Here is a 20,224-nt window from a genome sequence, read left to right on the forward strand (position 1 = left end):
ATTTACTACAAAAATAGTGAGAAAAATATTATTGCTTTCCGATACCCATTCTTATATTGATGATCGTATATTGGAATATGCTTCCCAAGCAGACGAGGTTTGGCATGCAGGTGATATTGGTGATATAAAGGTTTCCGAAACTTTAAAAAAAACGGTTCCGGTATTTAAAGCGGTCTATGGAAATATTGATGGAACAGAAATTCGTAAAGAATTCCCTCTTAATTTACGTTTTTTTTGTGAAAAAGTGGATGTATGGATGACCCATATTGGCGGTTATCCGGGTAAATATGCACCAATCATACGCGAAGAAATAAAATTGAATCCTCCTAAACTTTTTATTTGCGGTCATTCACATATTTTAAAAGTTATGAATGATAAAAAACTTCATTTACTTCATATGAATCCGGGTGCTATAGGAATCTATGGATTTCATAAGGTGAGGACTATGTTAAGATTTGAAGTAAATCAGGAAACTATACAGAATTTAGAAGTTATTGAATTTACTAGATGATTTGTTTTTATGTTTTCCTATAAGTACTAATTTATCGACTTAGCGTCCCTTTTAAACAGTAAAATTCAAAAAATTTTAAAATTTAATCTTTAGCAATTCTAATAATACTCGCCTGGATATTTCTTCAATTTAATTTATTTTTTTCCTAAATAATTATTAAATTTATAAATATTAACTAATATTAATATTATTATTTAAATCATAATATATTAATGATACTCTATATACTGATTTAAAATAACGAATTTTGTTGTTACATTTAGGCAAATTTTTTGATTATGATTAAATATTTTACAGTATTTAACGTAACATAATTAATATCAAATGATACTAATGTTTAAAAATTATTCTGCCAAATTCAGTTTATGATAAGATCTGTTATTCGTTTATCTTTAATAATGCTCCCTTTATTAGGTGTTGCTCAATCAAAAGTTGTAGTAGCTTTTAAAGTTATAGATAAAGAAAAAAATTCCTGTGTTGATGTTAACGTAAAGAAAAATTTTACATTCCAATATGAAAATAGTTCCGGTTATAAAGACCTAAAAAGTTTAGTTTCTACAAAGTGTTTTAATAGTTATGCAATAACTAAAATTTCTGGTAATTTTCGAATTTATATTTCAGTACCTGAATATGAATCACAATATCTTGATTTCACTATTACTAAACAAAGTAAAGATACCCTATATTTAGGTGAGGTTTATCTAACACGTATGTATCCCGAAATTAGTGAAGAAATTCAGAAACCTTCCAAATCTGCTGAAAAAGAAATTGAGGGGGTAACAGTGACCGGGGCACGTAAGAAATTTATTAAATTAGAAGCTAACAAGACAACTTATACGATAAAGGATAATGATTTACTTTCCGGCGGAAGTGCACAAGAAACTTTAACAAAACTTCCGGGGGTAATCAAGGGTTATGGTGGAAATCTTACCGTAAATGGTAAGTCCATGACTATTTATATTGATGATATCCCGACAGGTCTATCGGGTGGAGACTTAGAAAATTTATTACAAAGTTTACCATCAAATGCTATTGAAAAAATTGAAATTATATCTAACCCGGGAGCTTCTTACGATGCTAAAACAGGGGGTGGTATAATAAATATTATTACTAATGGTCGTGCATTGCGAGGAATAAACGGGTCTGCTTCTTTAAATTACCAATTTAACAAGAACAACCGTGTATCTCCTTCTATTAGTTTAAATAGTCGTTTAAAAAGTGTATCCTTACAATTAAATAGTGGTTATAATTATAGGGAAAACGATAAAACTACCTATTATAAAAGGGAATTTACTTCTTTCACTCCTTCCATTATTTTTGATCAAAAGAATATTGAAAATAAATATAATCGTTTTTATTATTTTAGACCTTCTTCAAATATTCGCCTTAACAAAAACAGTAATTTATTGATCAATTATAACTTAAGTTATACTGATAACAGCAACCATTATACGGGTGAATCTTTGAGCTCTAACGATATTGAACCAATTAATCTTTTAAATAATTCAAAATATTCGGAAGATAACACCAATCATGAATTAACCACAAAGTATAAGGTTAAATTAGATACGTTAGGAAACTTGTTTGATATAACGGCATCTTATAAACACTTTAACAAAAATTCAACAAATAACAGTATTCAAAATAATGAGGGTGTTTATAAATATTCTGTAAATGATATTGATTATAAATCCGATTATTTTCAAGTAAATCCTAATTTTGAATTTTCTTTTAATAAGGTAGGAATAAAAATGAATACCGGTGGAAAGTATTCTCATACTAAATATACCAGTAACGGAAAATATAATCTTTTAAATACTTCTTCTTCTATACTGGAAAATCCGGATTATAATTCATTCAGGGATTTTATATACGATGAAAATCAATATGCTTTATATGGAGAGCTAAGTAAAAAATTTGAAAAGTTGGATTTGACTGCAGGGGTTCGTTATGAAAATTTAGAATTTAAAAATAAAGTAAAAACTACTGATCAAAGTATTAAATATACGTTTGAAAAGTTTTTCCCATCTTTTAGTTTACTATATAAATTTAATCCTACGCTGGATTTTAATGCTACCTATAGAAAGAGTATGATGCCTCCTTCCTATTCTAATATGGATCCAAATTTAACCAACTATTTTGACGAATTCAATACTTCGGAAGGAAACTTACATCTTAAACCGGATTATTACGATAACTATGAAGTTTCTTTAAGTGCATGGAGATATTTGAAAATCTCTTTCAACTATACGTATTCTAAAAATATAAATATGCTGTATTACGAGACTGAAGACAATTCATTAACCGTAAATCAAACTACTCGTACATTTCACGGCATGAAAAACTATAACGTATGGGTTGGTATTCCTATTCCATTTAAATTGGTTACCATGGGTAAAAAATTCTTTGACGAGCCTATGAATATGGATAAAATGAATTTCATCTACCTTTACGGGATGTATAATTACTACAAAGTAAATGATTATCCATATTTAGATAAAGTAAGACCTATGTGGTTTTATGTAATATATGCTCAATTAATCCTTCCAAAAGATTTTAAATTAACCACTTTCTTTTTATCTAGTACAGATAAGGGATATTTTGAAATTTACAAATCCTATAAACCTTTCCGTTATTCTAATATAGAACTTTCAAGATCCTTTAGTAACAAAACTATTAAGGCTTCTTTAGGTATTCAAAATATATTGGGTCCTACTAAGTTTAATTCTGATATTAATAACTTTAATTTAAGAACCAATTATTATAGTAGAGACAGCGATCAATTGTTCTATATTAAATTATCTTACAGTTTTGATAAAAACCGAAATATTAAAAAGGAAAATACAATTATTGAAGAAGATACTAATTCAAATTCTAACAAATTGTTACCTTCCGGTCCGTTAAAATAAATACTCAATTTTATATAAATCAATAAAGGCTGATAATTTAAATATTATCAGCCTTTAATTTTTACTTTTTTTTATATGAATATTAGTCTTCTTTCTTTACCATCTCAATATGCTCAATATGATCTTCAAAATAAATCTCTCCTTCAGTTTCAAATCCAAATTTTTTATAAAATGGAACTGCATAATATTGGGCACCAATTCTTATCGGTTGTTTACCATGAAGTGTAAATAATGACTCTATGGATTTTTCCATTAAAATTTTTCCTAAACCGGTAGAACGATATTCCTTACAAACTATAATTCTTCCAATGGAAGCTTCATTAAAGGAAACTTTTTCAGGAAAAATCCTGGAATAAGCAACTAATTGTTCCCCTTTATACAGTAATAAATGATGCGCTTTATAATCTTTATAGTCCAAATCCTGGTATGAACATTTTTGCTCGACTATAAATACTTCATTTCTTAATCGTAATAAGTTATACAATTCGTCTAAAGTAAGTTGATCAAATTTTTTTAAAACATAATCATAGGGATGAGTGCTACTCTTGGGCATCTTTCATAAATTTTTCTACTTTTTCAACCATTTTTTTTGATCCACAAACAAATGGTGTTCTTTCATGCAATTCAACAGGATTTAAATCCAATATTCGTGTAAAACCATCACTGGCACTTCCTCCTGCTTGTTCCGCAAGGAATGCCATAGGATTACATTCATATAACAATCGTAATTTGCCTTTAGGGGCTTGTGAATAGGAAGGATATAGGTAAATGCCTCCTTTCAACATATTTCTATGAAAATCGGAAACTAAAGATCCGATATAACGGGAAGTATACGGTCTATTTTCTTTTTCTTCTTGACAATATTTTATATAATTCTTAATTCCTTGAGGAAATTTAAGATAATTTCCTTCATTTACGGAATATATTTTTCCATCTTCAGGTATTTTAATATTAGGATGTGAAAGATAAAACACTCCCAAAGCCGGATCTAAAGTAAAACCATTTACACCGTTACCTGTTGTATATACTAACATTGTTGATGAACCGTATACTATATATCCTGCTGCTACCTGCTTATTTCCCGGTTGTAAAAAATCTTCCAATGTTACCGGTCCATCTTCCGATATTCTTCTATAAATAGAAAAAATAGTTCCTACATTAACATTTACATCGATATTGGAAGATCCGTCTAAAGGATCAATTAATACCACATATTTACTATTATGTGAATTATCTTTAGAATTTATACTGATGAAGTCTTCATTTTCTTCGGAAGCAATTCCACAAACGACCTCTCTATTTTTTAAGGCACCAATAAATACATCATTGGCAAACACATCTAATTTTTGTTGCTCTTCACCTTGTATATTCTGATTTCCAATTGCTCCAATAATATCAACGAGCCCAGCTTTATTAACTTGCTGATTAACAACTTTACTGGCTAATCTTATTGCTCCTAAAAGGCGTGACAACTCTCCTGAAGAATATTTAAAATCTGCCTGTTTATCAATTATAAATTCGCCTAAAGTCTGTGAGCTCTTCGATTTCATATTTTATATATTTAGTTTTTTGAATGTTCCAAATATATTGATTTTTGGTTGTACTTTATAAGTAATATGCAGATTTGTCATATATTTGCTGAAGGTCTTTTAATATTTAAAATACTTATTGTACTGTTTATCATTATAATATAAATTTTAAGTCTATTAATACGTGAATTCCCGATGTGTAAAAATTCTTTTTTCACAAGATTTATTTATGGGAAAATGTGTTTTTTATATATTGAAAATATATAACTATCATTTATGAAAGTTTATAAATTTGGAGGTGCTTCAGTACAAAATGAAAAAAATGTACGTGCTATTTTAAAAGTTTTAAACCAAACCGGATACAAATCAACCATTATTGTTGTCTCGGCCATGGGTAAAACGACTAACGCATTAGAAGATGTTATTCAAGCATACTTTCATAATAATGATACTTATAAACTATTAATTGACAGAATAGAGGAGGAGCATTTAGAAATAGTTAAAAAATTATTTTCTAATTATACGGAAGTTTATAACGATATTAAGAATATTTTTAAAAATTTGCGATCTTTACTAACTAACAATACATCCGATAATTTTAATTTCTTATACGATCAAACAGTAAGTTTTGGTGAAATTATTTCATCCAGAATTTTAAGCTCTTTTTTAAATTATTCAGGAATTACCAATACTTGGATTGATAGTAGAAATTATTTAAAAACTGATGATAATTATAGAGAAGGGACTATAGATTGGGAACGTACGCAAAAACAATTTGAAAATTTTGATACTTCTCAAACATATGTTACTCAAGGTTTTATAGCTTCGAATTCCGGCAATTTTACTGTAACTCTGGGAAGGGAAGGTTCAGATTATTCTGCTGCCATAATTGCTTATTGTTTACATGCAGAAGGTGTTACCATTTGGAAAGATGTTCCGGGAATTATGACCGGAGATCCTGACTACTATGAAAATGCTCAATTATTAAAATCTCTTTCCTATGAAGAAGCTATGGATATGTCATTTTTTGGAGCATCCATCCTTCATCCGAAAACCATTTTTCCTTTGTATAAAGGTGAGATTCCATTGAACATTCGTTCTTTTTTAGAACTTGAAAATCATGGAACTTATATTACGAAAGGAATTAAGGGAGATCCGAGCGTTTCTTGTTTCATACAAAAATTAAATGTACATTTGCTTACTATTTCTTCCATTTATTTTACTTATAATCTGGAAGATACTCTTTGTATACTCTTCAAACAACTTACTGAACTGAATATTAAAACTAACATGATCAAGGTTTCTGCTTGTTCAGTTTCACTGGTTATTGAAGACAAATTTAATTCAATTAACATTTTACTGAATATACTCGCAAATTCTTTTAATGTAACATTAGAAGAAAATGTGCGTCTATTTACGATAACGAATAGTTCACAAAAAATACGAAATAATTTTAAAAAAGGAAAAACAGTTTTATTAGAACAATTGGTAAAACAAACTTACCAAGCAATTGTAAAAGAATAACAATATGAGTTTAGTCACCTTAGAGGATATACAAAATACTTTAAACCTAAAGAAATTTGGTTTTATTGGAAAGGGTATAGCATGGACCCTTATGAATGTTTCAAAACTTGGTCATATAAATAAATTCTGTACTGAAAATAAAGATTTACCTACCAATGAATTTCTTACTGCAGTTTTAAAACATTTAAAAATTAACTACGAAATTCATGAAGAAGATTTAAAAAGAATTCCTGAAAAAGGACCTTTTATAATCGTTTCCAATCACCCTCTAGGAGGATTAGATGGCATAATTTTAATGAAAATTGTTTCAGAAATTCGTCCGGATTTTAAAATAATGACTAATTTTTTATTGCAAAAAATTGAACCTTTAAAAAAAGTTATTATTCCTGTTAATCCTTTTGAAACCAGAAAAGATACTTTTGACAGTAAAAAAGGTTTTATTGAAACCTTGCGTGTCTTGAAAGATAATCATTGTGTTATCATTTTCCCGGCCGGTGAAGTTTCTCATTATTACCCGGATACCAAAGAATATCAAGACAGAGAATGGGTGGAAAGTGCCTTAAAACTTTTGAAAAAAGCTAAAGTACCCGTAATTCCTGTATATTTTCATGCGAGAAATAGTAAGTTGTTTTACAAAATGTCTAATATTCATCCGGATTTACAGACTGCGATGCTGCCTAGAGAATTGGTTAGAAAAAGAAAAGCGCCTATTAAAATCCGTATAGGTAAACCTATTTCAGTTAAACAGCAAGATGAATATACGGATATTAAGTCTTACGGTAATTTTTTAAGGAATAAGGTATATATGCTTAAATCATTCTATACTACGGTTAAGAATCCATTTAAAAATATAAAGTTCCTTTCAGTTTCAGCAATGACTAAGTCTGCTAATTCCAATGAGGTTAAGCCTATTATTAAAGAGACACCTCATGAATTAATCTTAAAAGAAGTTGAGCTTTTAAAAGAAATTGATTGTGAACTATTTTCCAATTCTCAATATGAAGTCTATTTAGCTAAACCTGAAAAAATACCTAATATCTTACGTGAAATTGGCCGATTAAGAGAAATTTGTTTTCGCGAAGTGGGAGAGGGAACCAATGAACCTTTTGATCTGGATGAATTCGATCAAATTTATCATCACTTATTTTTATGGGATAAAGAAAATAAACTTATCGCGGGTGCTTATCGAATGGGAATGGGAAAAGAGATTTATGAAAAATACGGAATAAAAGGTTTTTATACTGCTTCTCTTTTCGAATATGATTCAGAAGTACATCCTTTCTTTAAAAAAATCATTGAAATGGGTAGGGCATTTATTTCCAGTGAATATCAAAAAAAACCTATGCCCTTATTACTTTTATGGAGAGGGATTGTACATGTTTGTTTAAGAAATCCGCATTATAAATATCTGGTGGGAGGTGTAAGTATAAGTAATCAATTTTCCAACTTTTCAAAATCGATAATGGTTGAATTTATGCGTTCTCATTATTTTGATTCTTATGTTGCTCAATATGTACATTCAAAAAATGAATTTAAAGTTCATCTGAAATCTAATGAAAAAGATTTATTCTTTGATGCTGCGGATAATGATCTTAATAAATTTGACAAGTTAATTGATGAACTTGAGCCCGATTTAAGACTTCCCGTATTGATCAAAAAATATTTAAAACAAAACGCACGTGTTATTGCTTTTAACGTCGATCCTAAGTTTAATGATGCCATTGACGGATTGATGTATATTAGAATAAGTGATATTCCGGATAGTACTATTAATCCGGTATTAGAGGAGCTAGATTCTATGGACAAAAAAAATCAAAAGGAAGAAAAATAAACAATTGTTAACAAGTTTATAACTATTCAATTGAAACAAGATTACTAATTGCTTTTATTAAAGTACTCTATACTTAGATTTTCAACACCTTACTAATGTTGAACTTTTTATAAAAATTTAATCTACTATTTTAAAAAGGTAAATAGCTATTATTTACCTTTTTTTATTTCTATACTTGGATTATTTCACATTCTTCAATTCTTTACTAATATTGAGCCTGTCTACAAGCTTATTTAAAGGCTTTTTCTATGTTTTCTTTTTTAATAATTATCCCACCATAAGATAACTGTTTATAAATTAAAAAATACCATAAATTAAAATTAGAATAGTTATATCATATTATCATAAATTGCTTATTGATTGTATGTATAACTAAGCATTAATAATGTAAGAATTTATTTTTAATGATTATTTTGATTTTATTTAAATAAATAAATATAATTAATGTTAGAGCTGTTTATAGTTTATAATTTTAAAATATAATTTTTTAACTACAGAAATGTTTTAAACTTCTAAACTATACTTATAAATTTTAACCTAATATAATATATTAACTATCAATATTTTACAAAATAATTCATATATAAGTAATTAATTATGAATTAATTAATAAACATGTTAATAACTTAATTTATTTCAAAAATTCCTTCAATTATATAATTGACTGTAAATCAATAAAATTATATAATTATTATTAAAAATTATTTTTATTAACTTATAAATTTTCAATAAGTTAAAACAATATTAACAATTTAAATAAATTATTGTTAACATTTTTAAACAAAAAATTTTGCTTCAAGAGTTACAATTTCCATTTATAAAGATTTAAGATTTTTCCAAATATTTATAAAACTTTTTAAAAATGAATTTTACCTTCCTTTTGATAAGTTTAATAACAGTTACTTTTTAAACAGTCACTTTATTAATAACTTCTAAAAATTGTTGATAAGTGATTTAGTTTATTGATTTATACTTATTTATTTTCAATAAATTTTGTTAATATCATATTTAGAAATATTAATAACTCACTATTTCAAAGTTATTAACATATTAACAGGTCTATTATTACTATTACTTTAAATTTTATTTAATTAATTAAAAAAAGATATATATATAATAATTAATTGTGGAAAAAATTCAGGTTTCAAAATTTCTCTTTTCGTTTTTATGAAGGTATATTTGTAAGAAAAATAAGTAAAAATTATGAAGACAGTTAATGATTTCAATTTCAATGGAAAAAAAGCATTAATTAGAGTTGATTTTAATGTTCCTCAAGATGAAAATCTTAAGGTTACTGATAATACAAGAATTGTTTCTGCTAAGCCAACTATAGATAAAATATTGAAAGATGGAGGTTCTGTAATATTGATGACGCATTTAGGCAGACCCAAAGGTCAGGTTACAGATAAATATTCTTTAAAACACATTGTTGATGAGGTATCAAAAGTTTTAGGTGTTCCTGTTAAGTTCGTTGATGAATGTGTAGGCCCTAAAGCCGAAAAAGCTGCAGCAGAATTAAAACCCGGTGAAGTTTTATTGTTAGAAAATTTACGTTTTCACAATGAAGAGGAGAAAGGAGATGAAGGATTTGCTAAAGAATTAGCCAAACTAGGTGATATTTATGTAAACGATGCATTCGGTACTGCACATCGCGCTCATGCATCTACTGCTATTATTGCTAAATTCTTCCCTTCTAACAAATGTTTTGGTCTGTTGATGGCCAAAGAGCTTGATGCTATTCAAAAAGTCCTTAAAACAGGCGAAAAACCTGTAACAGCTATATTAGGAGGTTCTAAAGTTTCTTCTAAAATTACTATTATAGAAAATATCCTTCCGGTGGTTGATAATTTAATAATCGGAGGAGGAATGACCTATACTTTTATTAAAGCTCAAGGAGGTAAGATCGGAAACTCTATTTGTGAAGATGATAAACAAGAATTGGCATTAGATATACTTAAAAAAGCAAAAGAAAAAGGTGTAAAAGTATATCTTCCGGAAGATTCTGTTATAGGTGATGACTTTTCAAATGATGCAAATAGAAAAGTAGTCGATACTAATGATATTCCTGACGGATGGGAAGGTTTGGATGTTGGACCTAAAACTATTAAAACATTTTCTGATGTTATTTTAGCTTCTAAAACCATATTATGGAACGGACCTTTAGGAGTATTTGAAATGCCAAATTTTGCCGTTGGTACGAAAGCTATTGGAGACGCTATTGGTGAAGCCACTAAGAATGGAGCTTTCTCCTTAGTTGGAGGAGGTGACAGTGTAGCATTTGTTAAACAAAATAATTATACTGACAAAGTTAGTTACGTTTCAACCGGGGGAGGAGCAATGCTTGAATCATTAGAAGGTAGAGAATTACCCGGAGTAGCAGCTATTTTAAACGATTAGTATTAAAATCTAGCATTATACAATACATATTAAGAAGCTTGATATTTCAAGCTTCTTTTTTTATATGTTAGTAACTATTCAAAGTAATTTTAATTTTATTATTGCTCTAATAAATTTTAATATATAAAATCTTTTTTAATATATTTTTTGTATAAATAAATTAATATTTTTATTAATATATATCTATTTATATCAAAAATACTATTTTATAGATTCATTTAATTAATATTTAAAATTTTAAATATCTATTATTAAAAATTATTTTCTTTTAAACTTAGCATACTAGTTAATTTAATAATAAGAATTTTGTGAAAATTTTATTTTTTCAAAATATAAATAACAGATGAATAATTACCATCATTCATTCCTTTTAAGTTTGATAAGGCAGCAATGAATGGAAATCTAAAAATTCCTAAAGGATTATTCATATAATTTTCACTGATTAAAGAAATATAGAAACTATCAAAGGGTAGGGGATAAGTATGAATTACTTCAAACTTATGATTATTAAAAAAATCGATAGCTCCTTTTTTAGAATAATGAAATATATGTCGAGGTACATCCCAGGCAGCCCAAAATTCTCTATAAAATTTAGCATCAAAAGATTTGTAATTTGGAACTGCTATTACTATATATCCATCATTTTTTAATTTTAATCTTAATTTTGACAGGATTTCTTTCGGATTAGGGATGTGTTCTAATACATGCCAAAGTGTAATGATATCTAAAGAATTATTTTCAACAGAATCTAAAGAAGTAGTTATATGATTTTCACCAATTTTAGATTTAGCAGTTTCTGCTGCTTTTATATTAGGTTCAAAACCAAGTATTGAAAAATTTTTATCTTTTATGAATTTTAAGAACGTTCCATCTCCACAACCATAGTCTAATAATGTTCCGGTCGTTTTGTATTTATTAATAATCTTTAATTTATATTTTTCATTCAGTTTCTGAATTAATAAATATATTTTTGATTTTATAGACTGATCTTTTGAATGGGATAAATATTTTTCACTTTCATAATATTTTGAAAGATCCTCAGGTATTTGGGTAGTTTTTAAAATACCGGTATATTCAGATTTTTGAATTTCAAAAATTTCATTAGATAAGAAGTGATCTTTAATTTTCATTTTCAATTTTGTATATATATAATATCATATAGTAAAATATTTAGGATTATAAATAAATGTTCCACGTGGAACATTTATTTATAACTTTATATTATCTACCCATGTAAATTAATAAAACATTTATATCGGATGGAGATACGCCACTTATTCTACTGGCTTGACCTATAGTCTCAGGTTTGAATTTCATTAATTTTTGTTTAGCTTCAGTAGAAATACTATTTAATTTTGAATAGTCAAAATTTGAAGGAATTTTTATATTTTCTAATCTATTTAATTTTTCAACATTTTCAAGTTCTTTATCAATGTAACCTTTATATTTAATTTTAATTTCTACTTGTTCAAGAACCTCATCCGAAAAATGATTTGATTTGATATAATCATTTATAGAGGATATGTTTTCCAAGTTTTTTAAGTATATATTAGGTCTAACCAATATACTGTCAGCTTTTACAGTTTGAGAAATAGGTGTTGAATTTTTTTGTAGTAAAATTGGATTAGTTTCTTCTTTGGTTATGGAGGTAGATTTTATAAAATCTATACAATTATTCGTTTGCTTGATTTTCTTTTCTAAATTTTGCATTCTTTCAGATGATGCTAAACCAAGTGTATAACTTAATGGTGTTAATCGTTCATCGGCATTATCCTGTCTTAAACTCATTCTATATTCTGCACGTGAGGTAAACATTCGATAAGGTTCTTCGGTTCCTTTGGTAATAAGATCATCAATTAATACCCCAATATACGCTTCATTTCTCTTAAGAACCAACGGCTCTTTATTTTGAATTTTAAGTGAAGCATTAATACCGGCCATCAATCCTTGAGCTGCTGCCTCTTCATAACCCGTTGTACCATTAATTTGTCCCGCAAAATATAAATGATTAATATTTTTTGTTTCTAATGTATTTTTTAATTGAGTAGGAGGGAAGTAATCATATTCAATAGCGTAACCCGGTCTGAAAAATTTAGCTTTTTCAAATCCGGGGATTAGTTGTAAAGCTTTAATTTGAATATCATCCGGTAAAGATGTACTAAATCCGTTGATGTAAAATTCAACAGTTTGCCAACCTTCCGGTTCAGCAAATATTTGATGTCTTTCTCTATCTGCAAATCTGTTAATTTTGTCTTCAATCGAAGGACAATATCTTGGACCTGTACTTTTAATTGTTCCATTAAATAAAGGAGATCTTTCAAATCCTTCACGTAAAACTTCATGAACTTTTACATTAGTATAGGTAATATAACAACTTCTTTGTTTGTTGAGTTTAGGTATATTAGTATAGGAAAATTTTTGTGGATTAGTATCTCCTTTTTGTTCTTCCATTTTTGAGAAATCTATGCTTCTACCATCTACCCTGGGAGGTGTTCCTGTTTTCATTCTACCGGCCTCAAATCCTAATTTAACTAGATTTTCAGTGATTCCAAATGCTGCTTTTTCACCCATTCTACCTCCGCCGAACTGTTTGTTTCCAATATGGATTAAACCATTTAGAAATGTTCCATTAGTTAATATTACAGCTTTTGAATAAATAACAGCTCCCATATAGGTTTTAACACCAATAATTTGATCATTTTCTGTTAATAACTCAACAACCATGTCTTGAAAGAAATCAAGATTTGGGATGCTTTCTAATTGTAATCGCCATTCTTCCGAAAATCTCATTCGATCGGATTGTGCTCTTGGACTCCACATGGCAGGACCTTTAGATAAATTAAGCATCTTAAATTGAATCATAGTTTTATCAGTAACGATACCTGATAATCCGCCCAAAGCATCGATTTCTCTAACTATTTGTCCTTTTGCAATACCTCCCATAGCCGGATTGCAAGACATTTGACCAATAGTCTGAAGATTCATGGTAATTAGTAGTGTTTTTGAACCTAAATTGGCAGCAGCAGCGGCAGCTTCTGAACCTGCATGTCCACCACCTACAACAATAACATCGTATTTTTCTAATATCATTTTAACAGATGTTTCACGTGAAACAAAATTTTTTTATAATTAATTTTTAATAATTTTTATATAAGTCTATATAAGTGTTTTCCTTTTTTCTCATAAGTTCAATATCCTTTTCCAATTTATCTTTGTACCCGATGATATGCAGAACTCCATGAACTAAAACACGATTTAATTCATGATCAAAATTTTCATTATTAATTACTGCATTATCTTTAACTCTGTCTGTGGAAATGAATATATCACCCGAAATTAATTGGTTTTCTTTATAATCAAACGTAATTATATCCGTGTAATAATCATGATTTAAATATTGAATATTAATTTCTAATAATTGTTCATCAGAGCAAAAAATATAATTTATATCCCCTACACGGCAGGCTTCTTGTTGTATAACTTCTTTTAACCACTTTTTTCTTTTTAATTTATTTTTTAAAATAAAATCATTATTTGAAAAATAATTTATCATTTTTTGTTAATTTCTACTTAGCTAAATTAATATTTAAATTCTGAAATTTTAATATAATAAAATTCTTCATATTATTTACTAATACTATTAAATTTTATAATAACTTTTACATTTAATACCAAGTTAAATTAAGAGAAAATGTTTATAATGAATAAAAGTTTTTTAAATAAAGTAATTTTACATAAATAAGATTGAAAAAATGATAGGTAACAATTTTGTTAAAACCAATATCCTAAACCAACACTAAAAACACCTTTGTTTTGATTGGTAGAAAATGTGTATAATAAGTTAATAGGTCCAAAAGGACTGTCATATCCATATCCCACTCCATAACTAAAATATTTGTATTTAAAATATCTTATATCGTTAAATTCATCTTCAACATTAGCCATGTCTGCATAAATTTTCACATAATGATTTTTTAAGATTTTATAGTTTAAAGAAGAATATAATGAGAATAGTTGATCCCCGGATTTATAGACAAATGGTAATCCTAAAAATTTACTGAAATTTAAAAAATCTTGTTCAAAATAACCACCGTTAAAATATTTGTATTGTAAAGAAGGCGTATTAAAAGATACTCCTAAAAAATGTTGATTTTCTAAAGCTAATCGATGTCCGAAAGGGATTGAATAACTTAATTGAGTTTTAATTGTGGAAAATTTTTCAAAATTAGGAGCATTAGAATAAAATATATATTTAGCAGAGGCATCTAGTTTAAAACCTTTAAAAGGAAAGTTAGAGTTATCTCTCGTATCGGCCTTTATATAAAAATAAGGATTATAAAAAAAACTCTCGTCCTTATTAAAATTTTTGTGATCTACATCGTTAATTCGATCGTAGGAAAAGGGTGAGATGCGCATGTAACTATATTCTATACCGGTACCCACGGCATATTTTTCATTTAAGGTAGATTGTAGATATAGTTGTTGATTAAAGTATCGAATACGATTAAAGGAATATTCACTTCTTTTTATATCGGAATAATTAAAATTAAAAGAATTAAAAGTTGTATTAGATCCAATACTTGGTAATATTCCATTATCAATATAATAATTTATATTAGTTCTGAAATTATTTCCAAAAATTATATCAATGGATAAATTGGAATTATTTAATATGAGTTTGTTTAAAGTAACATTAGCTAAAAGAGAAGTTTTATACACATCATCGTAATGGATTCCAAATTTTATGGAATTGTTATCTTTTTTATCCAGATATAAGTTAACTTGTTGATTTTCATTAAAGTTTTCAGAAGTTAGCTCATAAAAAACCCGATTATAATTTCCCGTAGAATATAAAGCAGAAATTCCTTTATCTAATTTGGTAATAGAGGTATTTTGAGGTAATTTCAAACCTAATTTTCTTTTTATATAAACAGAATCTTTTGAAGAATTACCAATAATGGAAAGATTGGTAATAAATAAATTTTTTTCGGAAGGTAGTTCCTGTATTCTCGGTCTATTGATAGTATCAAACCCTTGTAATTTAGCAATTTTTAATAGCTCAGGAAACGCCTTTTCTCCGGCTAGTTTTCCTTTATACAAAATGGAATCCTTTTTATCAAAATCGGTTACCTCATAATTCTTTACATCAGGTCGAATTAGTAAATCTACATAACTTCTTTCAAAATCCGTTTTGATATTGATACGATAGCTTATAATTTGACTAATAATATTTAATATTGATTTAATTTCATTCGCTTTTTGTAAACCATTGCCTAAATCAACTCCAATTATGATATCCATGCCTTTATCTCGTAACGCTCGGGAAGGAAAATTATTAACAATTCCACCGTCAATTAAAGTTTTATCATCAATTTTAACCGGTTCGATAAGAGAAGGATAAGCACCACTGGCCAAAACACTGAGAGGAAGAAAACCTTTTTCCATTTGCTCTTCGTCACCGGTTTCTAAATTAGTTGCTATGCATAAGAAAGGTATCGGTAGTTTAGAATAATCATGAATATCATGAACATTGTACAATAAATTAGTTAAAAGCATTAAAGGTCCTTGTCCCTTACTTAAAGCTGATGGAAAAACTACTTTAAAATTGGAGATGGGTAAAGTTAAAATATATTTTTCTCTGTAAGATTTATCAAAAAAAGGAATAAAATTACGATTTCTGTCCTGTAAAAAAAGTTCGTTAAAATCAATGCTTTTAATGATATTTCTCATTTCTTTAGGAGAATATCCTGCAGCATATAATGAACCTACTATGGCACCCATACTGGTTCCGCTTATATAATCAATTTTAATTCCTGCTTTTTCAATAGCTTCTATAACTTCTACATGAGCGAACCCTTTAGCACCTCCGCCACTAAGAACTAAGCCTACTTTGGGTCTACGATTTAAAGAATCCTGAATTGATATAAAAGTTGAATCTCTATTTATACCGTAAAATAAATTTCCTATTAGTAAAATAAAAAATAATAAGTATTTTTTACAAAATTTCATAATAGCAAATATATTAAAAACATGTAATTTATATAAGTAATAATAAAATAGAAAGAATTGGTAAGTTTTTTTTAGATTTACTTAAAAATATACTTAGTATTACATTTATTTTTAAAATCTATTTTAAAAGGAAAGATGGTACTATTCATAAAAATGAATTTAAAATTTATAACTATTAATTGAGATATAGCGATTAAAATAAATAATTAAAAAATATTAAAAATAGATTTAACTATATATATTTTACTTATATAAATGGAAGAAATAAAAAAAATTAAAATTCTTTTTAGAATCCGATCCATGGAAACCGGAGGTGTTCAAAAAGTCTTACTAAATATTTTAAATCATTTAGATAAGAATATTTTTGATATTACTTTATTGTTGAATCTATATCAAGGAGAATTAATTAAAGAAATACCGGAATCCATTAAAGTTCAATATATAGGAAAAGGAAGAGAATTTATGAATTCAAATTCTTTTATAAAAAAATTTCAATTAATCACTAGGGCTGCAAAATTAAAATTGTATTCAAAATTTCCTCGATTATTATATAAAAACCTAAAACTCTATGATCAAGATGTTGAAATAGCTTTTTTCCATTATAATTACGATGATGTTTTAAACAGTCCTAATCTAAAATCAAAAAAAATAGGTTGGATGCATGGTGATATAAAAAATATTACCATAAATGGAAATAAAGAGAAATTTGTAGCGAAATTTTTGAGATTTAATACCATGGTTTATGTTTCACAACAAACGATGCAAAGTGCAAAAAGTTTTAATGATCAGATTGCTGCAAATGCTAAGATTATTTATAATCCAATAGAGGTTGATGATATCATAGCTAAATCCAAGCTGAAACCAACTATAAAAATCAGTTCACACAAAAATGATTCAATACAATCATTTATATCAGTTGGAAGAATAAAACCGGGTAAAGGCTATCAACTTTTAATTGAAGCCCATAAAAAGCTTATTGATGATGGATTATATCATAAAATATATCTCGTTGGAGAGGGAGAATATAAAGAAGAATTACTAAAAAAAGTAAAAGAATATCGTATAGAAGAAACATTTATATTTTTGGGAGAACATAGTAATCCCTACCCATTGATTAAAGAAGCAGATTATTTTATACTTCCATCATTTTCAGAAGCGTATCCTTTAGTTATTGCAGAAAGCCTTATATTGGAAAAGCCGATTATAACTACCGATGTTGGAGGAATTAGAGAAATGATGGTCGATCAAGAAAACGGTATATTCATTCCAAGTAAAAATGAACCAGCCCTATATGAATCAATGAAAACCCTGTTGTATGACCCAAAAAAAGTGCAATTCTTTATCGAAAATAATAAAAATTGTAAAGAAATTTTCTCACCAGTTCCTATATATAAAGAAATAGAAAAGCTGTTAACAAAGTAAAAAAATCAATGAATGGAAAAAAATTCCGTAATAACAGTAATAACACCCACTTATAATAGGGCTCATACGCTTGATAGAGTCTATGAATCACTAAAAAAACAATCATTTAAACAATTTATGTGGATAATTATGGATGATGGTTCTACGGATTCGACCAGTCAGTTGGTACAAAAATATATAGATGAAAACAGTATTCCTATTGAATACTGTAAAGGAAAAAATCGTCATAAATTTATTACCGTATTTGAAGGAATTAAGAAGGTAAAAACGCCTTATTTTGTAATTATTGATTCAGATGATAGTTGGCCTGAGAATTCATTTGAAATATTGTATGATGAAGTTTGCAGCATTGAAAACCAAGATCAATATATTGGAGTAATTGGACATTCAGCAGATACGGAAGGAAATTTAGTAGGAAGTTATTTCCCTGAAAACGGATTTATAGGTTCTATTTTAGAAATGCGGTATAAGTACAAAGTAAAGGGAGATAAAAATGGTATTTTTATAACAAAGAGTTATCAAAGAGAATTGGATAAATTTGATTATTTAATTTATGAAAATAAAGGCTATATTCCTCAAAGTATTTTCTTTACCATTTACGATGCAAAAGGGTTAAAAACAAAATTTATTAATAAGATAATTCGTACTTATCATAAAGACGATAACGATTCAGAATCGGTTTCCAATACCCGTTGGAAGGGGAAAAATATTTTCGGATTAAGAGAGGGATATAAAGCCATGTTAAACAATTATAGCTATCAGTTATTTTCATATCCTAAAACTTTGCTTAGAAATTTAATAGGATTTCAATTTTATTCCTTTTTAAATAAAAAATCTTTAGCGTCAAATATCACAGACATTAATAATCCTTTAATTAAGACTATGAGTGTTTTAACATTGCCATTTAGCTATATATATTATTTTATAAATAAAAGATAGCTGTAATAAAAAAATGAAAAAGTTATTGTTTATAACCTATTCACTAGGTAAATCCGGAGGAGTACAAACCGTTTTAACTAATTTAATGAATGAACTATGTACTAAGTTCGATATAACGGTTTTATGTTTGGATGGAAATGAGGTATTTCTATACGATTTAAATCCTAAAATTAAGTCAGTGGTTTTAAATTCTTTTGGAAATACAAAATCATTTAAGGCAATGGTACTAATTAACAAATACTTTTCGTGGTTGCCAAAGAAACAAAACATTAAAAATTATATTTATCAATACGGGGTATATTGCCTATTAAAAAAATGGTTAAAAAAAAACCATCAGAATTATGATACCATAGTTTCTTGCAGATATACCCTTTCAAGCATGTTGTCCACCATGAAAGGAATAAATAAGAAAACATGGGCGTGGGAACACATAAACTATAAGATTGGAGGTTTTTTTTGGTATACCCTTATGCGACCATATTACAAGAATTTAAAAGGAATTATTTATATAAATAAAGAATCCGAGGGACATTATAAAAAGATAAATCCTAACAGCTATTTAATTTATAACCTCATAGGTGATCCTTTTGAAAATATGCCATTTATATGTTGTGAAGAAAAAGAAAATACCATTTTATTTGTCGGAAGGCTACATCCTGAAAAAAATATAAGGCAACTAGTGGAAATATATTCTAATTTAAAAGAAAAAGAAGGGTGGAATTTTAAAATAATAGGAGAAGGACCTGAAAAAAGTTATTTAGAAAATTATGTAAAAGATCACCCTAATTCACATATAGAGATATTGGGAAATAAAACTAAAGAAGAGGTCTGTAATTATATGAAAAAAAGTAAAATATTAGTATTAGCATCAGAATCTGAGGCTTTTGGTCTGGTACTGGTTGAATCTATGTTTTGTAGCAATATTTTGATTTCTTATGATTGTGAATTTGGTCCTGCTTCAATAGTAAATAATAAAAATGGTTTTCTTATAAAGCATCATAATAAAGAAGATTTTACAAATAAGCTTCAATTATTAATAACTGATGAAGAGTTGTTAAAAAAATTAAATAAATCTTCTTATGAAGAATCTAAAAAGTGGAAAAAGGACAACGTTATTTCAACATGGAAAATTCTTTTAGATAAAAACTAACTA

The 20,224-nt window shown here is 27.4% G+C and carries 14 protein-coding genes; 8 read left to right on the forward strand and 6 right to left on the reverse strand.

Annotated elements, in window-relative coordinates:
- Positions 1–16: 16 nt before the first annotated feature.
- Both G8C43_RS06790 and G8C43_RS06795 read left to right on the forward strand, forming a co-directional pair.
- Complete coding sequence (locus tag G8C43_RS06790; RefSeq protein ID WP_166005001.1) at positions 17–511, forward strand: metallophosphoesterase family protein; 495 nt, start codon at positions 17–19, stop codon at positions 509–511.
- 365 nt (positions 512–876) lie between these two features.
- Positions 877–3,420, forward strand: a complete 2,544-nt coding sequence (locus tag G8C43_RS06795) for a TonB-dependent receptor domain-containing protein (RefSeq protein WP_166005003.1) — start codon at positions 877–879, stop codon at positions 3,418–3,420.
- Between the two features lie 82 nt (positions 3,421–3,502).
- Here G8C43_RS06795 and G8C43_RS06800 read toward each other — a convergent pair whose 3' ends face one another.
- A complete protein-coding gene (locus tag G8C43_RS06800; protein WP_166005005.1) occupies positions 3,503–3,973 on the reverse strand; it encodes a GNAT family N-acetyltransferase in 471 nt (156 codons plus the stop codon).
- Positions 3,960–4,970 carry a class 1 fructose-bisphosphatase gene (fbp, locus tag G8C43_RS06805; RefSeq protein ID WP_105296477.1) on the reverse strand — a complete coding sequence of 337 codons (1,011 nt, stop codon included), beginning with the start codon at positions 4,968–4,970 and terminating at the stop codon, positions 3,960–3,962. The genes G8C43_RS06800 and fbp overlap by 14 nt, the downstream gene beginning before the upstream one ends.
- Before the next feature lie 255 nt (positions 4,971–5,225).
- Between fbp and G8C43_RS06810 the strand changes: the two genes are divergently transcribed.
- The 3 genes from G8C43_RS06810 (at position 5,226) to G8C43_RS06820 (ending at position 10,701) form a co-directional block, all read left to right on the forward strand.
- Positions 5,226–6,473, forward strand: a complete 1,248-nt coding sequence (locus G8C43_RS06810; RefSeq protein WP_166005007.1) for an aspartate kinase — start codon at positions 5,226–5,228, stop codon at positions 6,471–6,473.
- Between the two features lie 4 nt (positions 6,474–6,477).
- The gene (locus G8C43_RS06815; protein ID WP_160542940.1) at positions 6,478–8,304 is read left to right on the forward strand and encodes a lysophospholipid acyltransferase family protein; all 1,827 of its coding nucleotides are present in this window, start codon (positions 6,478–6,480) and stop codon (positions 8,302–8,304) included.
- 1,203 nt (positions 8,305–9,507) lie between these two features.
- The gene (locus tag G8C43_RS06820; RefSeq protein WP_160567761.1) at positions 9,508–10,701 is read left to right on the forward strand and encodes a phosphoglycerate kinase; all 1,194 of its coding nucleotides are present in this window, start codon (positions 9,508–9,510) and stop codon (positions 10,699–10,701) included.
- A 317-nt stretch (positions 10,702–11,018) separates the two neighbouring features.
- Here G8C43_RS06820 and G8C43_RS06825 read toward each other — a convergent pair whose 3' ends face one another.
- The 4 genes from G8C43_RS06825 to G8C43_RS06840 form a co-directional block, all read right to left on the reverse strand.
- Positions 11,019–11,831, reverse strand: a complete 813-nt coding sequence (locus tag G8C43_RS06825) for a class I SAM-dependent methyltransferase (RefSeq protein WP_166005009.1) — start codon at positions 11,829–11,831, stop codon at positions 11,019–11,021.
- A gap of 91 nt (positions 11,832–11,922) precedes the next feature.
- Positions 11,923–13,791 (reverse strand): tRNA uridine-5-carboxymethylaminomethyl(34) synthesis enzyme MnmG, encoded by a 1,869-nt coding sequence (gene mnmG / locus G8C43_RS06830; RefSeq protein ID WP_166005011.1) that lies wholly within the window; start codon positions 13,789–13,791, stop codon positions 11,923–11,925.
- 46 nt (positions 13,792–13,837) lie between these two features.
- The gene (ybeY, locus tag G8C43_RS06835; RefSeq protein WP_166005012.1) at positions 13,838–14,254 is read right to left on the reverse strand and encodes an rRNA maturation RNase YbeY; all 417 of its coding nucleotides are present in this window, start codon (positions 14,252–14,254) and stop codon (positions 13,838–13,840) included.
- Positions 14,255–14,472: 218 nt separating this feature from the next.
- Positions 14,473–16,710, reverse strand: coding sequence for a patatin-like phospholipase family protein (locus G8C43_RS06840; RefSeq protein WP_166005014.1), 2,238 nt, complete (start codon positions 16,708–16,710; stop codon positions 14,473–14,475).
- Positions 16,711–16,965: 255 nt separating this feature from the next.
- On the opposite strand from G8C43_RS06840, the gene G8C43_RS06845 reads away from it, so the two are divergent.
- The 3 genes from G8C43_RS06845 to G8C43_RS06855 are packed head-to-tail and all read left to right on the forward strand — an operon-like array spanning position 16,966 to position 20,221.
- Positions 16,966–18,132, forward strand: a complete 1,167-nt coding sequence (locus G8C43_RS06845) for a glycosyltransferase (protein ID WP_166005016.1) — start codon at positions 16,966–16,968, stop codon at positions 18,130–18,132.
- A gap of 12 nt (positions 18,133–18,144) precedes the next feature.
- Entirely contained in the window at positions 18,145–19,071 is a 927-nt protein-coding gene (locus G8C43_RS06850; RefSeq protein WP_166005018.1) for a glycosyltransferase family A protein, read from the forward strand.
- 13 nt (positions 19,072–19,084) lie between these two features.
- Positions 19,085–20,221: a glycosyltransferase gene (locus G8C43_RS06855; RefSeq protein WP_166005020.1), complete on the forward strand. Its 1,137-nt coding sequence runs from the start codon at positions 19,085–19,087 to the stop codon at positions 20,219–20,221.
- Positions 20,222–20,224: the final 3 nt, after the last annotated feature.

This window comes from Apibacter sp. B2966 (assembly GCF_011082485.1).
Lineage (GTDB): Bacteria > Bacteroidota > Bacteroidia > Flavobacteriales > Weeksellaceae > Apibacter.

Bases quoted from the DNA above. Each gene is read 5' to 3' on its own strand.
- G8C43_RS06840 (WP_166005014.1), bottom strand. From the start codon at position 16,710: ATGAAATTTTGTAAAAAATACTTATTATTTTTTATTTTACTAATAGGA.
- G8C43_RS06855 (WP_166005020.1), top strand. From the start codon at position 19,085: ATGAAAAAGTTATTGTTTATAACCTATTCACTAGGTAAATCCGGAGGA.
- G8C43_RS06845 (WP_166005016.1), top strand. From the start codon at position 16,966: ATGGAAGAAATAAAAAAAATTAAAATTCTTTTTAGAATCCGATCCATG.
- G8C43_RS06850 (WP_166005018.1), top strand. From the start codon at position 18,145: ATGGAAAAAAATTCCGTAATAACAGTAATAACACCCACTTATAATAGG.
- G8C43_RS06820 (WP_160567761.1), top strand. From the start codon at position 9,508: ATGAAGACAGTTAATGATTTCAATTTCAATGGAAAAAAAGCATTAATT.
- G8C43_RS06815 (WP_160542940.1), top strand. From the start codon at position 6,478: ATGAGTTTAGTCACCTTAGAGGATATACAAAATACTTTAAACCTAAAG.
- G8C43_RS06810 (WP_166005007.1), top strand. From the start codon at position 5,226: ATGAAAGTTTATAAATTTGGAGGTGCTTCAGTACAAAATGAAAAAAAT.
- G8C43_RS06800 (WP_166005005.1), bottom strand. From the start codon at position 3,973: ATGCCCAAGAGTAGCACTCATCCCTATGATTATGTTTTAAAAAAATTT.
- G8C43_RS06825 (WP_166005009.1), bottom strand. From the start codon at position 11,831: ATGAAAATTAAAGATCACTTCTTATCTAATGAAATTTTTGAAATTCAA.
- ybeY (WP_166005012.1), bottom strand. From the start codon at position 14,254: ATGATAAATTATTTTTCAAATAATGATTTTATTTTAAAAAATAAATTA.
- mnmG (WP_166005011.1), bottom strand. From the start codon at position 13,791: ATGATATTAGAAAAATACGATGTTATTGTTGTAGGTGGTGGACATGCA.
- fbp (WP_105296477.1), bottom strand. From the start codon at position 4,970: ATGAAATCGAAGAGCTCACAGACTTTAGGCGAATTTATAATTGATAAA.
- G8C43_RS06795 (WP_166005003.1), top strand. From the start codon at position 877: ATGATAAGATCTGTTATTCGTTTATCTTTAATAATGCTCCCTTTATTA.